This window comes from Rhodococcus sp. 114MFTsu3.1, assembly GCF_000383555.1.
Taxonomy (GTDB): domain Bacteria; phylum Actinomycetota; class Actinomycetes; order Mycobacteriales; family Mycobacteriaceae; genus Rhodococcoides; species Rhodococcoides fascians_E.
This window is the reverse complement of sequence record NZ_KB911547.1, coordinates 40,573-62,645: the sequence shown is the minus strand read 5'-3', so window position 1 is coordinate 62,645 and position 22,073 is coordinate 40,573. Positions and strand designations below refer to the sequence as shown.

19 protein-coding genes are annotated in these 22,073 nt (G+C 66.6%); 16 read left to right on the top strand and 3 right to left on the bottom strand.

Features of this window, described 5'->3' with window-relative positions; all coding sequences use genetic code 11:
• Positions 1–71: 71 nt before the first annotated feature.
• Positions 72–1,106 (bottom strand): LLM class flavin-dependent oxidoreductase, encoded by a 1,035-nt coding sequence (locus tag H292_RS0108745; protein ID WP_020111148.1) that lies wholly within the window; start codon positions 1,104–1,106, stop codon positions 72–74.
• Positions 1,107–1,326: 220 nt separating this feature from the next.
• Between H292_RS0108745 and eccCa the strand changes: the two genes are divergently transcribed.
• The 8 genes from eccCa (at position 1,327) to glmM (ending at position 11,144) form a co-directional block, all read left to right on the top strand.
• On the top strand, positions 1,327–5,346 hold the full coding sequence (gene eccCa / locus H292_RS0108740) for a type VII secretion protein EccCa (RefSeq protein ID WP_027498696.1): 4,020 nt from the start codon (positions 1,327–1,329) through the stop codon (positions 5,344–5,346).
• The gene (locus tag H292_RS0108735; RefSeq protein ID WP_020111146.1) at positions 5,343–7,115 is read left to right on the top strand and encodes a type VII secretion-associated protein; all 1,773 of its coding nucleotides are present in this window, start codon (positions 5,343–5,345) and stop codon (positions 7,113–7,115) included. The genes eccCa and H292_RS0108735 overlap by 4 nt, the downstream gene beginning before the upstream one ends.
• 166 nt (positions 7,116–7,281) lie before the next feature.
• Entirely contained in the window at positions 7,282–7,590 is a 309-nt protein-coding gene (locus H292_RS0108730; protein WP_230593817.1) for a WXG100 family type VII secretion target, read from the top strand.
• A 79-nt stretch (positions 7,591–7,669) separates the two neighbouring features.
• On the top strand, positions 7,670–7,963 hold the full coding sequence (locus H292_RS0108725) for a WXG100 family type VII secretion target (protein ID WP_019663588.1): 294 nt from the start codon (positions 7,670–7,672) through the stop codon (positions 7,961–7,963).
• A gap of 118 nt (positions 7,964–8,081) precedes the next feature.
• Positions 8,082–8,423 (top strand): TraR/DksA family transcriptional regulator, encoded by a 342-nt coding sequence (locus tag H292_RS0108720; RefSeq protein ID WP_020111145.1) that lies wholly within the window; start codon positions 8,082–8,084, stop codon positions 8,421–8,423.
• Between the two features lie 192 nt (positions 8,424–8,615).
• Complete coding sequence (rplM, locus tag H292_RS0108715; protein ID WP_019663590.1) at positions 8,616–9,059, top strand: 50S ribosomal protein L13; 444 nt, start codon at positions 8,616–8,618, stop codon at positions 9,057–9,059.
• Positions 9,056–9,592, top strand: a complete 537-nt coding sequence (gene rpsI / locus H292_RS0108710; RefSeq protein ID WP_019663591.1) for a 30S ribosomal protein S9 — start codon at positions 9,056–9,058, stop codon at positions 9,590–9,592. Before rplM ends, rpsI begins: the two co-directional genes overlap by 4 nt.
• 214 nt (positions 9,593–9,806) lie before the next feature.
• On the top strand, positions 9,807–11,144 hold the full coding sequence (glmM, locus tag H292_RS0108705) for a phosphoglucosamine mutase (RefSeq protein ID WP_020111144.1): 1,338 nt from the start codon (positions 9,807–9,809) through the stop codon (positions 11,142–11,144).
• 7 nt (positions 11,145–11,151) lie between these two features.
• Here the strand turns inward: glmM and H292_RS0108700 are convergent, their stop codons facing one another.
• The gene (locus H292_RS0108700; RefSeq protein WP_020111143.1) at positions 11,152–12,192 is read right to left on the bottom strand and encodes an LLM class F420-dependent oxidoreductase; all 1,041 of its coding nucleotides are present in this window, start codon (positions 12,190–12,192) and stop codon (positions 11,152–11,154) included.
• 96 nt (positions 12,193–12,288) lie between these two features.
• Here H292_RS0108700 and H292_RS0108695 point away from each other — a divergent pair, with 96 nt between their 5' ends.
• From H292_RS0108695 to H292_RS0108685, 3 genes are read left to right on the top strand one after another with little or no spacing between them, the layout of a single operon-like run.
• Positions 12,289–12,681 (top strand): hypothetical protein, encoded by a 393-nt coding sequence (locus H292_RS0108695; protein ID WP_020111142.1) that lies wholly within the window; start codon positions 12,289–12,291, stop codon positions 12,679–12,681.
• A complete protein-coding gene (locus H292_RS0108690) occupies positions 12,678–14,537 on the top strand; it encodes a hypothetical protein (RefSeq protein ID WP_231383796.1) in 1,860 nt (619 codons plus the stop codon). Before H292_RS0108695 ends, H292_RS0108690 begins: the two co-directional genes overlap by 4 nt.
• Before the next feature lie 16 nt (positions 14,538–14,553).
• Positions 14,554–14,910: a hypothetical protein gene (locus H292_RS0108685; RefSeq protein ID WP_231383795.1), complete on the top strand. Its 357-nt coding sequence runs from the start codon at positions 14,554–14,556 to the stop codon at positions 14,908–14,910.
• Positions 14,911–14,934: 24 nt separating this feature from the next.
• On the opposite strand, the gene H292_RS0108680 is transcribed toward H292_RS0108685, so the two are convergent.
• Positions 14,935–15,789 (bottom strand): dienelactone hydrolase family protein, encoded by an 855-nt coding sequence (locus tag H292_RS0108680; RefSeq protein WP_020111139.1) that lies wholly within the window; start codon positions 15,787–15,789, stop codon positions 14,935–14,937.
• 103 nt (positions 15,790–15,892) lie between these two features.
• Here H292_RS0108680 and glmS point away from each other — a divergent pair, with 103 nt between their 5' ends.
• The 5 genes from glmS to tsaE are packed head-to-tail and all read left to right on the top strand — an operon-like array spanning position 15,893 to position 22,046.
• Positions 15,893–17,755 carry a glutamine--fructose-6-phosphate transaminase (isomerizing) gene (glmS, locus tag H292_RS0108675; protein ID WP_026347516.1) on the top strand — a complete coding sequence of 621 codons (1,863 nt, stop codon included), beginning with the start codon at positions 15,893–15,895 and terminating at the stop codon, positions 17,753–17,755.
• A gap of 18 nt (positions 17,756–17,773) precedes the next feature.
• Positions 17,774–19,213 (top strand): bifunctional ADP-dependent NAD(P)H-hydrate dehydratase/NAD(P)H-hydrate epimerase, encoded by a 1,440-nt coding sequence (locus H292_RS0108670; protein WP_020111138.1) that lies wholly within the window; start codon positions 17,774–17,776, stop codon positions 19,211–19,213.
• The gene (alr, locus tag H292_RS0108665) at positions 19,206–20,501 is read left to right on the top strand and encodes an alanine racemase (RefSeq protein ID WP_020111137.1); all 1,296 of its coding nucleotides are present in this window, start codon (positions 19,206–19,208) and stop codon (positions 20,499–20,501) included. The genes H292_RS0108670 and alr overlap by 8 nt, the downstream gene beginning before the upstream one ends.
• Positions 20,498–21,538: an alpha/beta fold hydrolase gene (locus H292_RS0108660; protein ID WP_019663601.1), complete on the top strand. Its 1,041-nt coding sequence runs from the start codon at positions 20,498–20,500 to the stop codon at positions 21,536–21,538. The genes alr and H292_RS0108660 overlap by 4 nt, the downstream gene beginning before the upstream one ends.
• Before the next feature lie 34 nt (positions 21,539–21,572).
• Positions 21,573–22,046: a tRNA (adenosine(37)-N6)-threonylcarbamoyltransferase complex ATPase subunit type 1 TsaE gene (tsaE, locus tag H292_RS0108655; protein ID WP_026347517.1), complete on the top strand. Its 474-nt coding sequence runs from the start codon at positions 21,573–21,575 to the stop codon at positions 22,044–22,046.
• Positions 22,047–22,073 lie beyond the last annotated feature (27 nt).

Genomic DNA, 22,073 nt, shown 5'->3' with positions numbered 1-22,073 from the left:
CCCCCCTGGCTACGAGCGTGGCCCACGATACTCGGAAGCAGGGGCCTGCGGCGACGTGCCGGACGGTTCGATCAGACTGCGCTGGTCGCAGGTTCCTCGCTCCGCAGATTCGTCGCCTCGGCAAGGAGTTCGTAGGACCGCAGCCACGACGCTCGGTCGACGACCCCGGACGCCACGATCAACTCGTCGGCGTCGGCGTGGCGTACGAACCGATCGAGGTAATCCCGGACCGTTGCCGGTGTTCCCACCGCCGAATACTTGGTCATCTGCATGATCTGTCGGCCCTGCGGCGCGTCGAGAAGCATGTCCGCTTCCTCGTCGGTGAAGGTTCGCCCACGGCCGAGCAGCAGGCTGACGCGACTGCGTTTGGTCGCGAGGAACTGTTGCTGCGCATCGGCTTCGGTGTCGGCCGCGATCACGTTGACACCTGCGATGACGTAGGGGGCGTCCAGCTGGTCCGACGGGCGGAACTCACGGCGATAGATCGATACGGCCTGCTCGAGCGCATCGGGTGCGAAGTGCGACGCGAAAGCGAACGGCAGACCGAGCGCGGCCGCGAGCTGCGCGCCGAACAACGACGACCCCAGAATGTACAGCGGTACCCCCGTGCCTGCTCCCGGCGTTGCCACCACGCCCGGCACGAGAGAATTGTCGGAGAGGAACCCCTGCAATTCCTGAACTTCCTGCGGGAAGCGGTCCGCCGACGACGGGTCTCGGCGCATCGCACGCATGGTCTGTTGGTCGCTGCCCGGTGCTCGGCCGAGGCCCAGATCGATGCGTCCCGGGTGCAGCGTGGCCAGGGTGCCGAACTGCTCTGCGATCGTCAGCGGCGCGTGGTTGGGCAACATCACTCCGCCCGACCCGAGCCGGATGGTGGTTGTGTTCGCGGCGACGTGACCGATCAGCACACTGGTCGCCGACGACGCGATGGTGCGCATGTTGTGGTGCTCGGCGTACCAGATTCGCCGGTAACCCCATTTCTCCGCGTGTCGAGCGAGTTCGACGCTCGCATCGAAGCTGTCCCTGACGCTTTCACCTGGACCTATGTGTGCCAGATCGAGGATCGACACCGGTACGGAGAACGGTTGCGACGGGGATGAGGACATGCGCGCTGCCAGCCTTTCGACGAGAAATATCGTGTTCGAGAGCGACCGAACGCTCTTCGTGAAGACAACCAGCGAGGACTGCGAGCTATTCCGACGCTCGACGCGAGGGCTGGCTCACCGTGCGCGCATGCGTTAGCCTTCGGGCCGGAGTCGCTCTCGCCTGGGAACGAGCGCGGTCTTCGTGTCGGGGGGGACAGCGCGAGACGGTGGGGGCAGCAGCGTGAGTACGGTTCGTTTCGTTCGTGGTGCCCGCCGTCCGGTGCCCAGAACCCCTGGTGGCGAGGTCACCCTTCAGGCGCCGCCGGAAATTCCTCGGATCGTGCCGGGAAATCTGCTGATGAAGCTCATGCCGGTGGTCATGGTGGCGGCGATGGTCGGCATGGTCGCGTTGATGTTCACCTCCGGCATGGCCGCGAACCCCATGATGCTGATGTTCCCGGCGATGATGCTGGTATCGATGCTGGGGATGGTCGCGGGCGGAGGAAAAGGCGGCGGCGCGCGGACCGCCGAGGCGAACGAGGACCGCAAGGACTACCTTCGTTACCTGGACCAATTGCGCAAGGACGTGCGCGTCACGGCCGACGCACAGCGCACAGCCCTCGAATGGTCGCATCCGGATCCGGCCGTCCTCTGGTCGTTCGCCGGAACCCACCGAATGTGGGAACGACGCACCGCGGACCCCGATTTCTGCCACGTGCGGATCGGCCGTGGCACGCAGAGATTGGCCACCCGGCTCGTGCCACCGGAAACCGGCCCGGTCGAGGAATTGGAGCCGGTGTCGGCGGTATCCCTCAGGCGCTTCGTGCGTGCGCATTCGGTCGTGAACGACCTGCCGACCGCGCTGTCGCTGCGCGGATTCGCGGCGATCGCCCTCACCGGGGACCGTTCCGCTGCGAGGGCGACGGTGCGTGCGATGATCGCGTCGCTGTGCACCTTCCACGACCCGGATCAGGTGCGCATCGCAGTGGTGTGCGGGCCGGACACGGTGATGCACTGGGACTGGATCAAGTGGCTCCCGCACGCGCAGCACGAGCTTCTCGAAGACGGAGTCGGCAGTGCTCGGATGATCTACGGCTCGTTCCTCGAACTCGAAGGTGCTCTGGGCGAGCAACTTTCACTGCGCAACAGGTTCACGCGCGGCGCGCCGGCAACAGCCGGTGTCGCGCACATCGTGATCGTCGTCGACGGGGGATTGCTGGACAACAGTGGCACCGACGTGACACGAACCGGGTTGGAGGCGGTCACGGTGCTGGATCTCTCCGGATTCGCGACGTCGCTCGCGTCCAGTCGAGGGCTGCGACTCGTCACCGAGAACGGAACGGTGGGTGCGGTCAGCGGCCCCGGCGTCGAGATCTTCGGGCAGGCGGACACGCTGAGTGTCGCAGCAGCGGAAACGGTGGCGCGCCGGCTGTCTCCCTTCCGTACGACCACCGCTCGGCACAGCGACGTCACCGTCGACGAGGGTGAGTCGATATCGACATGGAACCGACTGCTCGCGATCCCCGATGTCGGTGACCTCGATCCGATGCGTGTGTGGACGCCGAGGCGTGGGCGCGACCGGCTGCGAGTACCGATAGGCGTCGCGCCCGACGGAAGCGCGGTCGAGATCGACCTGAAGGAATCCGCGGAGAACGGCATGGGTCCGCACGGACTGTGCATCGGTGCAACGGGATCGGGAAAATCGGAGTTTCTCCGGACATTGGTTCTGGGGTTGGTGGCGACCCACTCCCCGGATCAGTTGAACCTGGTCCTCGTGGACTTCAAGGGTGGCGCGACGTTCGCCGGGCTCGAGGACGCGCCGCACGTCGCCGCCGTGATCACCAACCTGTCCGACGACCTCGCACTCGTGGACCGGATGAAGGATGCGCTGGCCGGTGAGATGAACCGCCGTCAGGAACTCCTCCGAGACGCCGGTAACTTCGCCAACGTCACGGACTACGAGAAAGCCCGATCGTCCGGCGCGGCCTTGGCGCCGATGCCCGCACTGTTCATCGTCGTCGACGAATTCTCGGAGTTGCTCAGTCAGCAGCCGGAATTCGCCGATCTCTTCGTTGCCATCGGACGTCTCGGACGATCGCTGCACATGCACCTGCTGCTGGCCAGTCAGCGACTCGAGGAAGGCAAGCTTCGCGGGCTGGACAGCCACCTGTCGTACCGGATCGGATTGAAGACGTTCTCGGCGAACGAGTCTCGGACGGTCCTGGGGGTTCCCGACGCCTACCACCTGCCGGCGCAACCCGGCGCGGGCTACCTCAAGTGCGACTCTGCCGAGATCATGCGGTTCGCGGCGTCCTACGTGTCGGGTCCGTACGTTCGTCCGCGTACGGCACGTCAGGTGAACGGACGTACGGACGTCGACATCGTTCCGAAGCTGTTCGGTGCGTTCCCCGTACCGGTTTCGCCCGGCGACCGGGCGCGCGAGGTGGAGGAAACGCACCCGGTCGACACCGCGGACCTCCTGGCGGACGGCGCCACGAGCGTGGACGACACTCAGGACGTCCGTACGGTTCTGGACGTCGTCGTCGAACGTGTTCGTGGGCACGGTAACCCGGCTCACGACGTCTGGCTCCCTCCGCTCGACCGGTCGCCGGCGCTCGACAGCCTGGTCGGAGCCACGGATCCGGCGGCGCTCGCCCAGCGACCGGCGACGCTGCGGGCACCGATCGGCATCGTCGACAGACCGTTCGATCAGCGCCGAGATCTCCTGCAGGTCGATCTGTCCGGCGCACAGGGGCATCTGGCGATAGTCGGTGGTCCCCAGACCGGAAAGTCGACTGCCGTGCGCACTCTGATCATGTCCATGGCGTCGACGCACACGCCGGAGCAAGTGCAGTTCTACTGCCTCGATTTCGGCGGTGGAACCCTCAACGCATTGATCGACCTCCCTCACGTGGGCTCGACGGCGAGCAGGCTCGACGTCGATCGTGTTCGTCGCACGGTCGCCGAGGTGACGTCGGTGATCAGTCGCCGTGAGCGTCTCTTCCGCCAACGGGGTATCGATTCGATGGCCGAATTCAGACGCCGACGGACCGAGCATCCCGTCGATCCCGAGGATTCGTTCGGAGACGTGTTCCTGGTCATCGACGGGTGGGGGAGCATCAGAACGGATTTCGAGCCGCTGGAGCAGCAGCTCGCCGCCGTCGCCGCGCAGGGGCTGTCGTACGGCGTCCATCTCGTCGTCACTGCGACGCGGTGGGCCGAGATCCGGCCCGCGACGAAGGACCTGATCGGTACTCGAATCGAGCTCCGTCTCGGTGACGCATCGGACTCGGAGTTCGGACGGGTCAAGGCGGCCAGGGTGCCGGAGAACAGGCCCGGCCGCGGAATCACGAAGGACGGGCTGCACCTGCTGGTCGGCCTACCGCGCCTCGACGGTGCGTCGTCGACCACGGATTTGGGCGCAGGAATCACCGCTGCGCTGCGCAGTGTTTCGGCTCGATACGGCGACAGAGCCGCTCCTGCCGTACGCATGCTTCCGGACAGCTTGCCCCTCGCGGACCTCAGGCGGGTACTGGTCGGTCGATGGCCGCGGGTGCGCGGAGACGTCGCGGAGCTGTGGGTTCCGCTCGGCATCGACGAGGCCGAACTGAAACCCGTCGCGATCGACTTCGCCGAGCAAGCCCACTTCCTCGTGTTCGGAGACACCGAATGCGGAAAGACGTCGTTGCTGAAGTCCATCAGCTCCTCACTCGTGGAAGCGAACACGCCTCAGCAGGTCAAGATCATCTTCGCGGACTATCGACGGACGATGCTCGGTCTGGTGGACACCGATCATCTGGCCGGATACGCCGCGTCGCAGCCGGTTCTGACCACCATGATGACCGAGCTGGCGTCCAAACTGGCCGAACGCATGCCAGGCCCGGACGTCACGTCGCAGCAACTTCGCGAACGGTCGTGGTGGACCGGGCCGGACATCTTCGTGATCGTCGACGATTACGATCTCGTGGCCACCGCGTCGGGAAATCCCCTGACGCCGTTGACGGAATACCTTCCGCACGCGCGAGACATCGGCCTGCACCTCGTCGTCGCGCGGCGGTCCGGCGGAGCCTCGCGGACGATGTACGACCCGGTGATCTCGCGCATCCGCGATCTCGTGTCACCGGGGTTGGTGATGAGCGGCTCTCGTGACGAGGGCAACCTCGTCGGAACGGTCAAACCGTCGCCGATGCCGCCGGGACGGGGAATGTTGGTGGACCGGCGTGGACAGTCGCTCGTGCAACTGGCCTGGTCCCCGGCATGAGGGTGCGGGCCGCAGACTCCGCTGGAACCTACGCCGCAGTTCACCTCGGTGAGGATTGCGTGTCCGTGTTGGTGAGTTCGGCGGCTGGAGTGCAGTGCACCAGGTTCGACATCGCGCTGACGATGGACGAAGGCACCCTGCTCTTCCTGCGTTCCGATCCGCCGGACGTGGCGGCCGAGCATGCAGCGGCCGTCTCCGAGACCGAGCGGCGACCGTGGTCGTTCGTCGACGACGAAGCCGTACTCGTCGGATCGACCGTAGTTCCCACGGCTCGGGTGTTCGGCGGAATCGTGGGCGACGCACTCGCACGGTCCGGCGTCGTGGGTCACGTGGACCTGCTCGAGATCGCGTGTCCGTCGGCGTGGGGTGACGCTCGCCGCGACGTCGCACGGCGAGCCGTCCGTTCCTCGGCCTGTGAGGTGACGGTGATCGACTCCGCGACGGCGGTCGTTCGATCGCTCGGAGAGCGTGCCCCCGAGTCTGCTGTGGTCGTCGAGGTCGACGATCTCAGCTCGGTCGTCGTCGGTCTCGATCGACGGCGAGACGAGCCGGGGGTCGACGGGCAGCCACACGGCTACGTTCGCGATGTGCGCTGGGACGCGGTGGGCAGCAGAGACATCGATGTCGACGCCGCCGCGAGCCGCTCCGTTCTCGACCGTGTGGCTGCTCTCGTCGCGGCCGAACCCAGGCGTGGACGAGTCGACGTTTTCGTCCTCTCGACGACAGGCGACGAACCCGTCCTGCCCGGACTCACCGGACCCGGCGTCGGCGAGCCAGCGTCGGACGACCTGCACGCGTATCGGATTCACCGTGCGACGGGTCCGACCGTCGTTCGATCGATGGCGGCCGCCGTCGGACTGTCGGATCCGGGTGACGCACCCGGGGATTCGTACCGTTCGGCAGACGCGGGCTCGGCGTACGAGCCGGCCGCGGACACCCCCGACTGGGCCAGTCCGTTCGCAGCAGACATCTACGCGGCCGGGGTGCGCGGTGAAGTGGGGGCCGGTGACTTTCGAGCAGATCCCACGGTGCACCCGCCGGTGCCGTTGGGCCGAGCCGCGGCGTGGTTGACCGAGGCGACCGCGCCGTCGCCTCCGACGCGCCGTGTTCCCGCGCCGGCTGTCGGCGCGCTGGCTCTCGTCCTCCTGCTCGGCGGGCTGGTGTTCTTCGTGTTCCGCGCGGAGAAACCTGTACCTTCCGCCCAGCCTGTTTCCGCCCAGCCTGCATCCTCTCGACCCGTCCCGGCAGTGGCGCCGACGTCCGAGCCGCCGGTAGCCGGATCGTCGACGCGGGCCGCCGAGCGCTCGACGCCCGTGTCGACACCGAATTCGACGCCGGACCCGGTCTCACGGTCGGAGTTCGGGAGAGTCAGTATCGCCGGGCCTGCGACCTGGACGACGCGCAGCGAGCAGACGCGACTTCTGTTGATACCGCCGGACTTTCCCGAGCGGCGGATCGTCCTCTCCTCGACGGAACTGACACCGGGTGCATCGTTGGATTCGGTGGCCGAGGATCTGCAGCGACAACTCGACGCGCGCAGCGACGAGGGGTCGATCGTGGAATTCACCGCCGCGACCGATTTCGGTGAGCGAGTGGGCATCTCGTACGTGGAGAACCCGCCCGACGGTTCGACGGTGCAGTGGCACGTCTTCGTCGACGGCGGGCTGCAGGTCAGCATCGGATGCCAGAGTTCTGCGGGCTTCGCGGACGCGTTGATTGACGACTGTGCGCGGGCGGTGTCGAGCTTGTCCGTCTCGCCGGCTCGGTAGATTCGCACATCGCTTCGAAGATTCTTCGGATCCGATGGAACCGAACCACCGGCCGGTTGCGTCCAATCAGATGTAGGGGGAGATCTGCTGGTACGCCATGGCGAACCGGTGCCTCGACCGAGCATTCACCAGAGTGCTCGACACCGATGAACACGAAGGGGTCGACATGGCACAAACCGATATTCAGACCATGCTCGCAGTGTCTGCAAAGGTCGACGGCCTGCGAGGCGAAATTCACGATCTGCTGTCCGCGCTGCGCGGCGATGTGAACCACGCGGCGTCCGGTATCTGGCAGGGTTCGGCATCGACGACATTCGCCCAGGTCATGACCAACTGGGATTCCAGCGCCAACAAGCTGGAGAACGCTCTGTCCGGCATCGGGGAGTCGATCAAGACCAGTGGTGTGCAGTACGACCAGTCGGAGCAGGACAACACGTCTCAGCTCAACTCCGTCGCGAGCAGCTTGAACCTCTGATCGCTCGCGCTCGGCTCTCGAACGTACGGACCAATCAACTCGTCGGCCTGAAGTCGATGGACACGAATGCGAGGAAACGATGACCAGCGGTGAAATCAAGTACAACTTCGGTGCGATCGGCGATCTGGCCGGCGGCATGACCACCAAGTGGTCGCAGCTCAACGAGAAGCTCGACGACGTCAAGTCGTCCATCCAGCCGCTCGTCGCGACGTGGCAGGGTGCCGACTCCGATCAGTACCAGGTCAAGCAGAACGAGTGGAACGCTGCGCAGGCCGAACTCAACGGCGTTCTGCAGAGCCTGATCGGCGCGGTGAACTCCGGCAACCAGCGGATGCAGGAGCAGGAAGCGGCCAACCGCGCGCGCTTCTCCTGATCTTCGTCGTCCATTCGGCCCCGACGTCCTCGCGACTTCGGGGCCGAATTGCGTGTGCGCCGGACTGTCGGTGACGCGGGGGTTTCCATCGGACGCCGCGCGATGTTCACTGGACCGCGTGACGGATCAGCTGGGCAGGATCGAGGAGGCGAGGTCGGTCGTCGCTGCTCGGCTGGAGTCTCTGCGGTCTCAGTTCGCCGCGATCGTCGAGGGCTCACGGCGGTCCACCGACGACGACGAACACGACCCGGAGGGTTCGACCATCGCGTTCGAGCGTGCCACGGTCGCGTCGCTTGCCCGCGATGCGGAATTGGAGTTGCGCGAGCTCGATGCAGCCACGGAACGCGTGGCGTCCGGCACCTACGGGATCTGCGAACGGTGCGGAGAATGCATCGCCGACGCTCGTCTCGACGCATTGCCCGCGGCACGCCGCTGTATCCGGTGCGTCCGTGCACGGTGAGTCGGGCGCACCTTCCGGTCGACGGGCGTTTTGACCTGGGGGCCACGCAGCCGGTATCGTCCATCGTTGGCGTGTATGGGAACGCCGCGCACAATGCTGCGCGGCCGACTCCTTGATCTCGGGTCTCAACTGGCCGCCGAGGTCATCAATACGTCTTGGCCAGCAGCGACATCATGAAGACAGGACTTTTACGTGTCTACATACAGCCCGAAGGCCGGGGACACCACCCGGACTTGGCATGTGATCGACGCCACGGACGTCGTGCTCGGACGCCTTGCCGTCCAGGCCGCGACTCTGCTGCGCGGCAAGCACAAGCCGACCTACGCACCCAACGTCGACGGTGGCGATTTCGTCATCATCGTCAACGCCGAGAAGGTTGCCATCAGTGGCAACAAGCTCGACGGCAAGTTCCACCACCACCACTCCGGCCACCCGGGCGGACTGAAGTCGCGTTCGACTCGTCAGGTGTTGGAGAACAACCCGGACCGTCTCGTGGAGAAGGCCGTCAAGGGCATGATCCCCAAGAACAAGCTCGGTAATGCAATCGCGGGCAAGCTCAAGGTGTACGCGGGACCGAACCACCCGCACGCAGCTCAGCAGCCCGTTCCGTTCGAGATCAAGCAGGTGTCCCAGTGACGGCGCCGGAGGGAAATGACGTGACGTCGCAGGAAATCCCAGAAGAGGCAGTGGAGATCGCCGCGGACGAGTTCGTCTCCGTGGAAGAGCCCGAGGTCGTCGAGGAGATCGAGGCAGCTGCCGCCGCTCCCGCGCCCATCCTGTTCGACCGCCCGGTTCAGACCGTCGGCCGTCGTAAGGAAGCTGTCGCTCGCGTCCGGTTCGCTCCGGGCACCGGCGGATTCAAGCTCAACGGCCGCAGCCTCGAGGACTACTTCCCGAACAAGGTTCACCAGCAGCTCATCAAGGCTCCGCTGGTGCTCGTCGATCGTGCGGAGTCCTTCGACATCGTTGCACTGCTGCACGGTGGCGGACCGTCCGGACAGGCAGGCGCGCTGCGTCTGGCCATCTCTCGCGCCCTGATCGAGGTCACCCCCGAGGATCGCCCGCCGCTGAAGGCTGCCGGCTTCCTCACGCGTGATGCTCGTGCAGTCGAGCGTAAGAAGTACGGCCTGAAGAAGGCACGTAAGGCGTCGCAGTACTCCAAGCGCTGACGCGCCGCACAGTTCTACCCGCGAGGGCAGGCGTCCACGAAGTATCGGATGCCTGCCCTCGCGGCGTTTGTTCGACAGTTCTACATTCGAGCGGAGCCTGCGGAGCGACCGCATGCTCCATTCGAGCGGAGCCTGCGGAGCGACCGCATGCTCCATTCGAGCGGAGCCTGCGGAGCGACCGCATGCTCATTTCGGCGAAGGGGGACATGCCCGCATGACTCGACTGTTCGGTACCGACGGAGTACGGGGGCTGGCCAACGACCTGCTCACCCCCGAGTTGGCGTTGAAGGTGGCCAAGGCTGCGGCCGCGGTTCTCGCGCCCAGCTCGCCGGGTACGACTCCCGTCGCGGTGGTAGGACGTGATCCTCGTGCGAGCGGCGAAATGCTCACCGCTGCAGTCACTGCCGGGCTCACAGCGTCCGGAGTGGACGTCGTCGACGTCGGGGTTCTTCCCACGCCCGCAGTCGCATTCCTCACCGCAGACCTCGGTGCCGCACTCGGTGTGATGATCTCGGCATCGCACAATCCCATGCCGGACAACGGAATCAAGATCTTCGCCGCGGGCGGCCACAAGCTCGACGACGATGTCGAGGATCGAATCGAAGCGCACATCGCAGGCGATTTGCAGGGCGCCGCGCCGACAGGTGCAGGAATCGGCCGCGTCCGCGCATCGTCGGACGCCGCGGGTCGATACGTCGCGCACGTCGGACGTGCGTCGACTCATAGTCTCGACGGGCTGACCGTTGTCGTCGACTGCGCGCACGGGGCGGCCTCGGTGGTTGCACCCGCGATCTATGCGCAGGCAGGTGCCGACGTGATCGCCATCAACGCCGACCCCGACGGTCTGAACATCAACGACGGGTGCGGATCGACTCACATGGAGGACCTGCAGAAGGCCGTCGTGGAGCACGGCGCCGACCTGGGAATCGCACACGACGGCGACGCCGATCGGTGCCTCGCCGTCGACTCGACGGGTGCGATCGTCGACGGCGACGCGATCATGGCCGTCCTTGCCGTCGGTCTCAAGGACGCGGGCGTCCTGACCGACGACACGCTGGTTGCCACCGTGATGAGCAACCTTGGCCTGCACATCGCGATGCGCGAGGCAGGGATCTCGGTCCGTACCACCGCGGTCGGTGACCGGTACGTGCTCGAGGAGCTGCGGTCGGGCGGATACGCGCTCGGTGGCGAACAGAGCGGGCACGTGGTGATTTCGTCGTTCGGTACCACCGGCGACGGCGTTCTGACGGCCTTGCTGTTGATGGGGCGGATGGCCGAGACCGGACGTTCCTTGGCCGACCTGGCATCGGTGATGACGACGCTGCCTCAGGTGCTGATCAACGTGAAGGTGTCGGACAAGCGCGCTGTCGCGTCGGCCCCGGCTGTTCTGGATGCGGTGTCCGAGGCGGAACGGATCCTGGGTGACTCCGGGCGAGTCCTGCTGCGCCCCAGTGGAACCGAGCAGTTGGTGCGGGTGATGGTGGAAGCTGCTGAGGTGGATCTGGCGAACCGGCTCGCCGAGGATCTGGCGAGCCGGGTCGGCCAGGTCTGACCGGTGGTCAGGCCGTCAGTTCCCGTAGCTTGGTCAGCTGCGCGACGCGGCCGGCGGTGTTCTCGGCAAGTGGCGCGACGTTCAGCGTGGTGACCCCGGCTTCGGCGAACGCGGCGACACGCTCCTTGACGTAGCTTTCGGGACCGATCAGGTTGACGGCGCGGACCAGCTCGTCGGGCACAGCCGCCGCGGCCTCCTCCTTCTTTCCCGCGAGGTAGAGGTCCTGGATCTTCTCGGCTTCGGCCTCGTAGCCGTATCGCTGCGCCAGGTCGTTGTAGAAGTTCTTGCCCTTTGCGCCCATTCCGCCGATGTAGAGGGCGAGATGCGGCTTCACCCAGGGCAGGAACTTCTCGGCGTCGTCACCGATGGCGAGCGTCGGGCTCGCGAACACCTGCAGGTCGCCGAGCGACGGATCGCGCTTGGCCTTGCCTGCGGCCAGGGCGTCACCCCAGACCTGCTCTGCCTTCTCGGGGAAGTAGAAGATCGGCTGCCAGCCTTCGGCGATTTCGGCCGTCAACTCCACGTTCTTGGGTCCCAATGCTGCGATGACCACGGGGATGCGTTCGCGCACAGGGTGATTGATCAGCTTGAGTGGCTTTCCGAGACCGGTGCCCTTCTCGGCGGGAAGGGGGATCTGGTAGTACTTGCCCTGGTGTTCGACCTTCTCGCGGCGCCACACCTGGCGGCAGATGTCGATCACTTCCCTGGTCCGAGCGATCGGCGCGTCGTATTTGACGCCGTGGAATCCCTCGACCACCTGAGGTCCCGATGCGCCGAGGCCCAGAACGAACCGGCCGTCGGAGACGTAGTCCAAGCCGGCTGCCGTCATCGCCGTCAGCGACGGCGTGCGGGTGTAGATCTGGAAGATGCCCGACGCGATCTTGATCGTCGACGTCTTGGCGGCGAGGAACCCGAGCTGGCTGACGGCGTCGAACGAGTACGCCTCGGGGACGAAGATGATGTCGACCCCGGCCTTCTCCAGCTCCGCGACCTCGGCGACGGTCTCGTTGAACCCGCCCGAATAATTCAACATGGTTCCGATGTGCATGGGACTCCTCGCAGGTAGGTGCTATCCGATGTCGAGTCTTTCCGCTGGCTCACTGTGACCCGGCGGGTTCTTGTTATCGGACGATACCTGGGCACGGTGGAACCGAATGTTCTCGGGCTGCGTCGAACAGAGAAGGAGCACCGAACGGGTGCCGAGCAGTTCGTCGACATGGGGGAACGTCCGAGTATGGAAATCGACATCGAGAAGGTCGGTCGGGTGGCGGTGGAGTTGGACGCGTCCTCCCGGACGGTGGCGGATGTAGCTCTGGTGGCGACGACACTGTCGTTCGGGCCGGCCGCGGCCGGTCGTGACTACGGCGACGTCGGTCTGCGCATCGCCGCAGGGTACGACGGCGTGGAGACGGGAATTCGGCGGTGGAGCGAGGCCGTCGAGGACAATGCGGTGTCCCTGCGTGCCGTCCTCGACGCCTACCAGGCCGCCGACGGCCGGACGTCGTGGGCGATCGCGACCGCGGAAGGTCTGCGGTGAGTCCCACCGGACGCAGTGTCGACGAGATCCTCGACGCGGGGGCAGTGGGCCTTCTGTACTTCGAGAGGTACCTGCCGATCCTGCACCGACTCACAGCCGACACAGCGTGGGCGTACCCGGCCCTGTGCGCGCGGTACGACCAACAGCGTGGGCTCGACCTGGCGGTACTGTCCGAGGACGCGCGGCTTCTCGGCGACGGCGTCGTGTCGGCTCGGCGAGAGCTCGACAAGCAACGCGCACTCTTGGGCGACCTCGCGCAGGCCTGGGTCGGCTCTGCCGCGGAGTCCGCGGTTGCCGACATCGCATCGGACACGACGTTGGCCGATCAGCGTGTGCTCGCGACCGAACAGCTGGCACAGGTGCTCGGTCAGGCCGCCGAGAGGATTCGCGGAGCGGTGGAGCAGAAGGCGTCGGAGACGGCCCGGTTCGATCCGACCGTCGCGTCCGAGTGGGGAGCGATCGACGGCAAGATGCTGGAGATCGTCGAGCGTATCGACACGGTCGCGACGGTGGACCTTGCGGACCCGACGTCGTTGGATCGCGCGAAACAAGCCGCGGATGCGCTGGTGGACATGCTGCCGGTGTTCGACTGGCCTGCATCCAACGGACCGCTGTCTGCCGACTCCGCACCACGGAAGTTGATGCAGAACGCTCGGGACGTGTGCGACGAGTGGCTGCGCACGGTTCTGGTTCCCGTGGTCTCGGCTGCGTGCCGAACCTTCACGGACATCTGCTCATCCATCGATCAGGCAGTTCGGGACCACCTGACGACCGTGGCACTGGTCGCCGAAGCCGTTCGGTCCGAGCCGTTCCCGTCCGCCCCGCAGCCCCCGTGGGGTTGCGACGGTCCGAACCGACGAGCAGACGGGGGAGGGGGCACCCAGACCCTGCCTCCCGCTCAGCAGAACCCTCCCGATCCTCGGCACGACGGAGTGGTCCTGCCGGCACGCGTGCAGGAGTTCGGGCCGGACGTCGTCGACAGCCAACCGGGATCGGCTCCGATCACCCCTGGAAACGTCGCCGTTCCTGGCGATCCCGCCACCTCCGGTGAGCGCCGGATCGATCCGTCGGAGATACGCGCCGGTCTCGAGTCGCTGCTCGGTGAGGTTCCGAGCGGCAAGGACATCATCGCTGCCATCGAGCGCTCCGGCGCCGAGATGGTCGAACGTACCGAAGTGGCAATCGAGGCTCTCCTCGATCATCTGAACTCACCCGACGACGTCGGTGAAAACCCCTTGCCGCCAGCGGCATCGAACGACGCACCGCAAAGTCCGAGGCCGTCCGATGCGAGCGACCCAGCCGACACGACCGAGCGGAATCGGCCCGACGAACGACCGGATCCATCCGTCGCACAGAATCATCCGGTCTCCCCATTCGTTCCCGGACCGCCCGTCATGCCACCACCCGTTGCGGGCGGCGACGCCGAACGCGGACATGTCGAGGCTGCTTTCGACGGGCACAGTGCTCGATTGTCGTTGGCGCACAATGGGAATGTGGCGTTGCAGCTCGGAACTCCCGACGGCGAGAGTCGTCGTTTCGAACTGAAGCCGGGACCGTTCGGTCTTCCGATCGTCGAGTGCACGACGAACCCGGAGCCTCCCGCTCCCGCACCGGGGCCACCTGCGCTTCCACCGGAATCCACCGCGCTCCCCTCTGAATCCGCCGCGTCCGGAACCGGGCAGGCGCCTGCGCCGGACCTCCCACCAGCACAACTACCGACACCCGAACCGCCGACACCCGAACCACCGACACCCGAACCACCGACACCCGAACCACCGGTTACTTCAGAGCCGGACATGCCCGCACCCGCACCCGCTGGTTCCGGTGCTCGTCTGACCCAGGCGGGTCCCCTGTGACCCAGGCGGGACCGTCATGAATCAGCCCTTTCTGGATTCGGGCCGGTGGTGGCGGGAACGAATGGACCGCGCATCCCTGGAATGCGCGGAATCGATCGAGGCCGCGGGCCGCGGATACGAGGACGTCGTCAGACGTGTCCTGACGCGTGACTTCGAGGCGGACCCGGTCGCGGCGGCAGCTACAGGGCCCTCGCCGGGGTCCGACGTACATCGGCCCGCGTCGTGGGAGGAGGACGAGTACCGTACGGCGTCGTTCCTGACACCAGCGCAGCACGACCGCACTGTCCGGCCGGTGACCGGGCAGGACCGCAGTGACGGACAGAACGGACAGGAAGATCCGCACCAGGCGGAGACCAGGAGTTGGTTGGTCTGACCCGGCGGCGGTTCCGCAGCGAGTTCAGCGGCCGATCACGCCACGGATCGCGGTCAACGGGTTGGGCTTCGGCTGGTCCTGGACCGGCGCGTGCGGATCGACGACTCGCGTTCCCTTCAGCTCACCCGCTCCGGCGAGTTCGGCGTACTGCTCTTCGCCGGTGAGGTGGAACAACAGGAACGCGGTCAGGAGAGCGCGGGTGGTTCGGACGGTCGACTTCTCCGTCCCGCCGACTCCGATGGGGCTCAGCAGTCGCCGGCCCTCGACGATTCCGTCGGACGACGCCTTGTCCAGACGCCGGAACGTCGTGGGGGAACGCAGTGCACCTGCGAGAGACACGGTGTTGTCGTTCAACGAGTCGGCCAGGGCCGCGTCACCGAGGACGATGCTCGGGATGTCGAGCGTCGCTGCCGCGTCCTCGGCGCTCGGTGCCGACGGCGCCGGGTACAGAGCAGCGACGGCCTTGACGTCCGATCGCGCTGCAGCGGTGAGTACCGCGATGCTGGCGCCCATGCCGTGGCCGGCCACCGCCAGTTTGTCCGGGTGAACGCTGATGTCTCCGGTTCCGAGCCGCACTCCGGTGACGATGTCGAGGGTTGTGGCGAGGTCGGCAGCCAGTCCGCGGTGTGACGGAACCGGTCCGCGCTCGGTGTCCGGAGCGGCGGCGACGATGCCCCACGACGCCAGGTGCTTCAGCGTGTCCGCGTACCGTTCGGCACTCAACAGCCAGCCGTGGCCGAACGCGACCGCAGGCAGGTTGTAGCCCGTGGCCGGGGTGAACACGACGCCGGGCTGGCCCGCCAACGCGAGGTTGCCGCGGAGCACTGGGTGAGGACCACGTTTCCCGAGCTGGGCGGCGAGCTTCTTCGATGTCGACACAGCGGCAACGCTATCGGATCAAGGCGGAACTGCGTGGGTACGGGGCAGAGAACGAGCAAGCGCCACGCTGATCGGGGTCCGGTGGCGGGTACCCTGAACCACCATGTGTGGAATCGTGGGATATGTCGGCCACCGCCCGGCGTTGGGTGTTGTCGTCGAAGCGCTCAGGCGCATGGAGTACCGGGGCTACGACTCTGCAGGCATCGCCATTCTGGACGGAAACGGCAACACCGCAGTCGAACGCAAGGCCGGTCGTCTCGCCAATCTCGAAGCTGAGCTCGACGAGGTCGGTGCGGAGAAGTTCGTCGGAACGTCGGGCATGGGCCACACGCGATGGGCAACGCACGGGCGGCCGACGGACCGGAACGCGCATCCGCACCGCGACGTGAGCGGCTCGGTGGCGGTCGTGCACAACGGCATCATCGAGAACTTCGGCCCCCTGCGCGCCGAGCTGGAGTCCACGGGCGTCGAGTTCTCCTCCGACACCGATACCGAGGTGGCGGTTCACCTCGTCGCCGCGGCGTATGCAGACGGCCCGACTGCGGGTGACTTCGTCGAGAGCGCCAAGAGGGTTCTCCGTCGACTCGAGGGCGCGTTCACGCTGGTCTTCACGCACTCCGATCATCCGGACACCATCGTCGCTGCTCGTCGTTCCACTCCGCTCGTCGTCGGTGTCGGCAAGGGTGAGACGTTCCTCGGATCGGATGTCGCGGCGTTCATCGAGCACACGCGTGACGCGGTGGAGCTCGGTCAGGACCAGGTGGTCGTCATCACCGCCGAGGGCTACACGATCACCGATTTCGACGGGAGCCCTGCAGAGGGCCGCCCCTTCCACATCGACTGGGATCTCGCTGCCGCCGAGAAGGGCGGTTACGACTACTTCATGCTCAAGGAGATCCAGGAACAGCCGGCCGCCGTCGCGGACACGTTGCTCGGTCACTTCGAGAATCGTCGGATCGTCCTCGACGAGCAGCGACTGTCCGATCAGGAGTTGCGTGACGTCGACAAGGTGTTCGTGGTCGCCTGCGGAAGCTCGTACCACTCCGGCCTGCTGGCCAAGTACGCGATCGAACACTGGACGAGGCTGCCGGTCGAGGTGGAACTGGCGAGCGAGTTCCGGTACCGGGATCCGGTGCTGGACAGGTCGACGCTGGTGGTGGCCATCTCCCAGTCCGGCGAGACTGCGGACACATTGGAAGCGGTGCGGCACGCGAAGGAGCAGAACGCCAAGGTACTGGCTGTCTGCAACACCAACGGATCGCAGATTCCTCGGGAGGCCGACGCGGTCGTCTACACCCGGACCGGACCCGAGATCGGAGTGGCCTCGACCAAGGCCTTCCTCGCGCAGATCACCGCGAACTACGTCGTCGGACTCGCGCTCGCCCAGGCCCGCGGTACCAAGTACCCCGACGAGGTCGCTCGCGAGTACGCCGACCTCGAATCGATGCCGGAGCTGGTGCAGCGAGTGCTCGACACCGTGGAGCCGGTACGGGTGCTCGCGCGCGAGCTCGCCCACACGCCGACGATCCTGTTCCTCGGCCGGCACGTCGGATATCCTGTGGCACTCGAGGGTGCGCTGAAGCTCAAAGAGCTGGCCTACATGCACGCGGAGGGATTCGCCGCGGGTGAACTCAAGCACGGCCCCATCGCGCTGATCGAGGACGGCGTGCCGGTCATCGTCGTGATGCCGTCGCCGAAGGGCCGCGCGGTCCTACACTCGAAACTGCTGTCCAACATCCGCGAGGTCCAGGCTCGCGGTGCGCTCACCGTCGTCATCGCAGAAGAAGGGGACGAGGCAGTCAGGCCGTTCGCGGACCATCTCATCGAGATCCCCGCCGCTCCGACCCTGCTGCAACCGTTGCTCTCGACGGTTCCGCTGCAGGTGTTCGCAGCCGAGGTGGCACAGGCTCGCGGATACGACGTCGACAAACCTCGGAACCTCGCGAAGTCCGTCACCGTCGAATAGATCCGGCAGGAAGGCATCGTGCGCAGCTACTACACACCCGACCAGGTTCGTGACGCCGAGCGTCCGCTGATGCAGTCACTGCCCGACGGTGCCCTCATGCGGCGTGCCGCGCACGGACTGGCCGGGGTGGTCGCGGCGGAACTGCACAGCAGGACTTCCGGGGTAGTCGGGCGCAACGTGTGCGTGCTCGTCGGATCGGGGGACAACGGCGGCGACGGGCTCTGGGCGGGCGCGATGCTGCGACGTCGGGGCGTGGCGGTCAGCGCTGTGCTGCTCACCCCGGAGCGCACGCACGCAGCCGGTCTCGCCGCGTTCCGCCGCGCGGGCGGGCGGATCGTGGATTCACCCGGTCGGCCGGACGTCGTCGTCGACGCCGTGGTGGGGATCTCCGGTCGTGGACCGCTGCGGCCCGAGGCCGCCGACGTGGTCTCGCGCGTGTCGGCTCCGATAGTGGCGGCCGACATTCCGAGCGGTGTCGATCCGACAACCGGTGCGGTGGACGGCCCGGCTGTCCGAGCCGACGTGACGGTGGCCTTCGGTGCGCGCAAGCCGGCCCACGTGCTGGCCGTCCCATACTGCGGCAGAGTCGACGTCGTCGAACTGGGCCTGAAACTCGGATCGCCGTACCTGCGAGCATTCGAGCCGCCCGACGTCGGTGCTCGATGGCCCGTTCCCGCCGCGACCGACGACAAGTACACGCAGGGAGTCGTCGGGGTCCTCGCGGGCAGCGCGCAGTACCCGGGCGCTGCGATCCTGTGCTCCGGAGCCGCGGTCGCTGCGACATCCGGGATGGTCAGATACGTCGGAAGCGCTGCGGCGGACGTGGTAACGCACTATCCGGAAGTCGTGGCGGCAACCGGAATGAAGGAAGCAGGACGGGTTCAGTCCTGGGTGGTCGGCCCGGGATTCGGCACCGACACCTCGTCCCGTGACGTGTTGTCGCAGGTCCTGACGTCGGACCTGCCCGTCGTCGTCGATGCCGATGCTCTCACGATCCTGTCGTCGTCGCCGGAGCTGGTTCGCGGACGCACCGCGCCGACGCTGCTGACCCCGCATGCCGGTGAGTTCGAGCGTCTGACCGGTGCGGCTCCCGGCTCCGATCGGGTCTCTGCCGTGCGGGAACTCGCGTCGACGTGGGGTGTGAGTGTTCTTCTCAAAGGTCGCGCAACCGTGATCGCGGGTCCCGACGGTGCCGTGGTGGTGAGCGATGCCGGCGGGTCGGCCGCGTCGACGGCGGGCTCGGGCGACGTGCTGGCCGGGATTCTGGGTGCCCTCCTGGCATCCGGACTGGACACGGTCACCGCGGCAGCTTGCGCGGCGCGGGTCCACGCTTTGGCCGCCGCGACAGCGGCACACGGTCGCGGCGGCGAGTTCGCCGCTCCGATCTCCGCGAGTCCGCTGCTGGGGGCAGTGTCCGACGCAATCCGAACTGTTCGTTCGGTCACAGGGCGTGCGTGATCGTTCACAGATCTCCACGGACCCGATGCACGATCGCGTCGCAGTGGTGGCACTATCGGGTGCTGTGGACAACGTGAGTGCGTCAACGGTGGATGCCGAGGAAGCGGACACCGGTGCGGGCGGGTCGGTGACGATCGACCTCGCAGCAATCGCGCACAACGTCGGTGTGCTTCGTGAACACGCGGAGAACGCCGCAACGATGGTCGTGGTGAAGGCGGACGGATACAACCACGGTGCCGTCCAGGTGGCGCGGACTGCACTCGCGGCAGGTGCCTCCGAGTTGGGAGTCACCACGGTGGGAGAGGGCATCGCACTGCGTGATGCCGGGATCACGGCGCCCATCCTGTCCTGGCTGCACCGTTCGGACACCGATTTCGCGCCCGCACTGACGGCCGGGGTCGGCATCGGAGTGTCCTCGCGCGCACAACTCGCCTCGGTCGTCGACGCCGCACGCCGCGTCGGTACCACCGCGGCAATCACGCTCAAGGTGGACACCGGACTCAACCGCAACGGGATCGAACCACAGGACCTCGACGACGTGTTGACCGTCCTCGGCGGCGCGGTCGCCGAGGGGTCCGTTCACTTTCGCGGCATGTTCTCGCACCTCGCGTGCGCCGACGAGCCCGGGCATCCGCTGAACGACCAGCAGGCGATGGTGCTGCAGGAAAGCGTCGTCAGGGCCGCAGCGGCCGGTGTACGACCCGAGATCGTTCACCTGTCCAACTCCGCCGCCACCGTGACACGGCACGATCTCCGCTTCGACATGGTCAGGCCGGGAATTGCGATGTACGGACTGTCGCCGATCCCCGAACTGGGCCAGTTCGACCTGATCCCGGCGATGACGGTGTCCGCGCAGGTGGCGCTGATCAAGAAGGTGCGGGCAGGAGACAGCGTGTCCTACGGCCACACGTGGACGTCACCCGAGGACACCGTCGTGGCGCTGATACCGATGGGCTACGCCGACGGTGTGCGACGCACACTCAGCGGTCGGTTCGACGTCACCATCGACGGCAGACGGTATCCGTCGGTCGGGCGAGTCTGCATGGACCAGTTCGTCGTGAATCTCGGACCCGACGGCGGATCCGTCGTCGAAGGCGACACGGCGGTGCTGTTCGGCGCCGGCGAGAACGACGCCCCCGTAGCGCAGGAATGGGCCGACGTACTGGACACCATTCACTACGAGGTGGTCACCGGGATAGGCGGACGGGCACGCAGACGCTACGTCGGGTCCGACTCGGCGTCGACCGAGCGACATGCCGCCGACACGACCGAGGAGGTTGCTCGGTGAAGTTGGCCGAGAGCTTCGGGATCTTCGGCAGTGTCGGGATCGCGCTGCGCGAGACTTTGCTGAGGTCCAACAAGGACCCGCTCGCAGGCGAGAACCTCGAGCTGATGGACGCCGACCGAGGATCGATCGTCATCGCCGACGACGGAGTTCCGCTGGCCGTGCGGGAAGTCGGGCCCACCGACGCGCCCATCACCGCAGTGTTCGTCCACGGGTACTGCCTGCGGATGGCGTCGTGGCACTTCCAACGTCAGGCGCTCGAGCAGGAGTGGGGCTCGAAGGTGCGCATGGTGTTCTACGACCAGCGAGGACACGGCAAGTCCGGGATCCCGACGCCGGAGAGTTGCACGATCGCCCAGCTCGGCCTCGACCTCGACGCGGTCATCCGCGCTGTCGCGCCGCGAGGACACCTGATGCTGATCGGGCATTCGATGGGTGGGATGACCGTCCTGTCCATGACAAGGCAGAAACCCGAACTGGTCCGTGAGCGGGTCGTCGGGGTCGGATTGATCTCGACGACGGCGGCAGGCCTGGCGGAGACAGGGCTCGGTCGCAGCCTCGACAACCCGGTGGTCGACGCGTTCCGGCTGGCCGTACGCACCTCGCCGGGCGTCGTACAGTTCGGCCGCGGCGCGGCGAAGACGCTCATCGCACCGGTTCTGCGCGCGGCGTCCTACGGAACGCGAGTGAGTCCGCGGCTGGTGGATTTCTCGCAGAAGATGATCGACGACACCTCTGTCGTGACCATCGTGAACTTCCTCGAGACGTTGGAACTGCACGACGAGAGCGATGCGCTCGCCGAGCTGCTGCGCATTCCGACGACGGTCGTGTGCGGCGACGACGATTGGATCATTCCGTTCGACAGTTCGGTTGCGCTCGCCGATGCACTTCCGGAAGCCGAGATGGTGCGGATTCGTCAGGCCGGCCACCTCGTTCAGCTCGAATTCCCGGACAAGGTGAACGCCGCACTGGTGCGGCTCGGAACCCGAGCCATGGAGCTGAGGGCACAGCGTCGATCCGGTAGGAGGGGCATTGTCTGACCTCACGGACCCGGGCGCGGACACCGACACGGACATGTTCGACGGCACCGAGCGCCTTCTCGAGACGGCGACCGACACCGAAGCGTTCGGACAGCAACTCGCCCGGCACCTGACCGCCGGTGACCTCGTTGTTCTCGACGGCCCCCTCGGTGCGGGCAAGACCGCGATGACACGCGGCATCGCGGCGGGTCTCGGCGTCCAGGGACGTGTCAGCTCACCGACGTTCGTCATCGCTCGCGAGCATCGACCGGGCCGGCGGGGCGAGGGCCTCGATCCGGTGACGTTGGTTCACGTCGACGCGTACCGACTGGGGATGACCGGCGAATCCGCGCTCGACGAGTTGGATGCGCTCGACCTCGATTCCGACCTCGCAGACGCCGTGGTCGTCGTCGAGTGGGGAGAGGGATTGGTGGAGAAGTTGGCCGATTCCCACATCTCCGTGCGCATCCGTCGTGATCCGGAGTCCGACACTCGTCGTGTACAGGTGCGGCGGATCGCCCAGCACTGACCCGCCGTGCTCGTGCGGGTACTCTGA

Bases quoted from the DNA above. Each gene is read 5' to 3' on its own strand.
- H292_RS0108730 (WP_230593817.1), top strand. From the start codon at position 7,282: ATGGCACAAACCGATATTCAGACCATGCTCGCAGTGTCTGCAAAGGTC.
- H292_RS0108700 (WP_020111143.1), bottom strand. From the start codon at position 12,192: ATGCACATCGGAACCATGTTGAATTATTCGGGCGGGTTCAACGAGACC.
- glmS (WP_026347516.1), top strand. From the start codon at position 15,893: ATGTGTGGAATCGTGGGATATGTCGGCCACCGCCCGGCGTTGGGTGTT.
- H292_RS0108685 (WP_231383795.1), top strand. From the start codon at position 14,554: ATGAATCAGCCCTTTCTGGATTCGGGCCGGTGGTGGCGGGAACGAATG.
- H292_RS0108745 (WP_020111148.1), bottom strand. From the start codon at position 1,106: ATGTCCTCATCCCCGTCGCAACCGTTCTCCGTACCGGTGTCGATCCTC.
- H292_RS0108735 (WP_020111146.1), top strand. From the start codon at position 5,343: ATGAGGGTGCGGGCCGCAGACTCCGCTGGAACCTACGCCGCAGTTCAC.
- H292_RS0108725 (WP_019663588.1), top strand. From the start codon at position 7,670: ATGACCAGCGGTGAAATCAAGTACAACTTCGGTGCGATCGGCGATCTG.
- glmM (WP_020111144.1), top strand. From the start codon at position 9,807: ATGACTCGACTGTTCGGTACCGACGGAGTACGGGGGCTGGCCAACGAC.
- tsaE (WP_026347517.1), top strand. From the start codon at position 21,573: ATGTTCGACGGCACCGAGCGCCTTCTCGAGACGGCGACCGACACCGAA.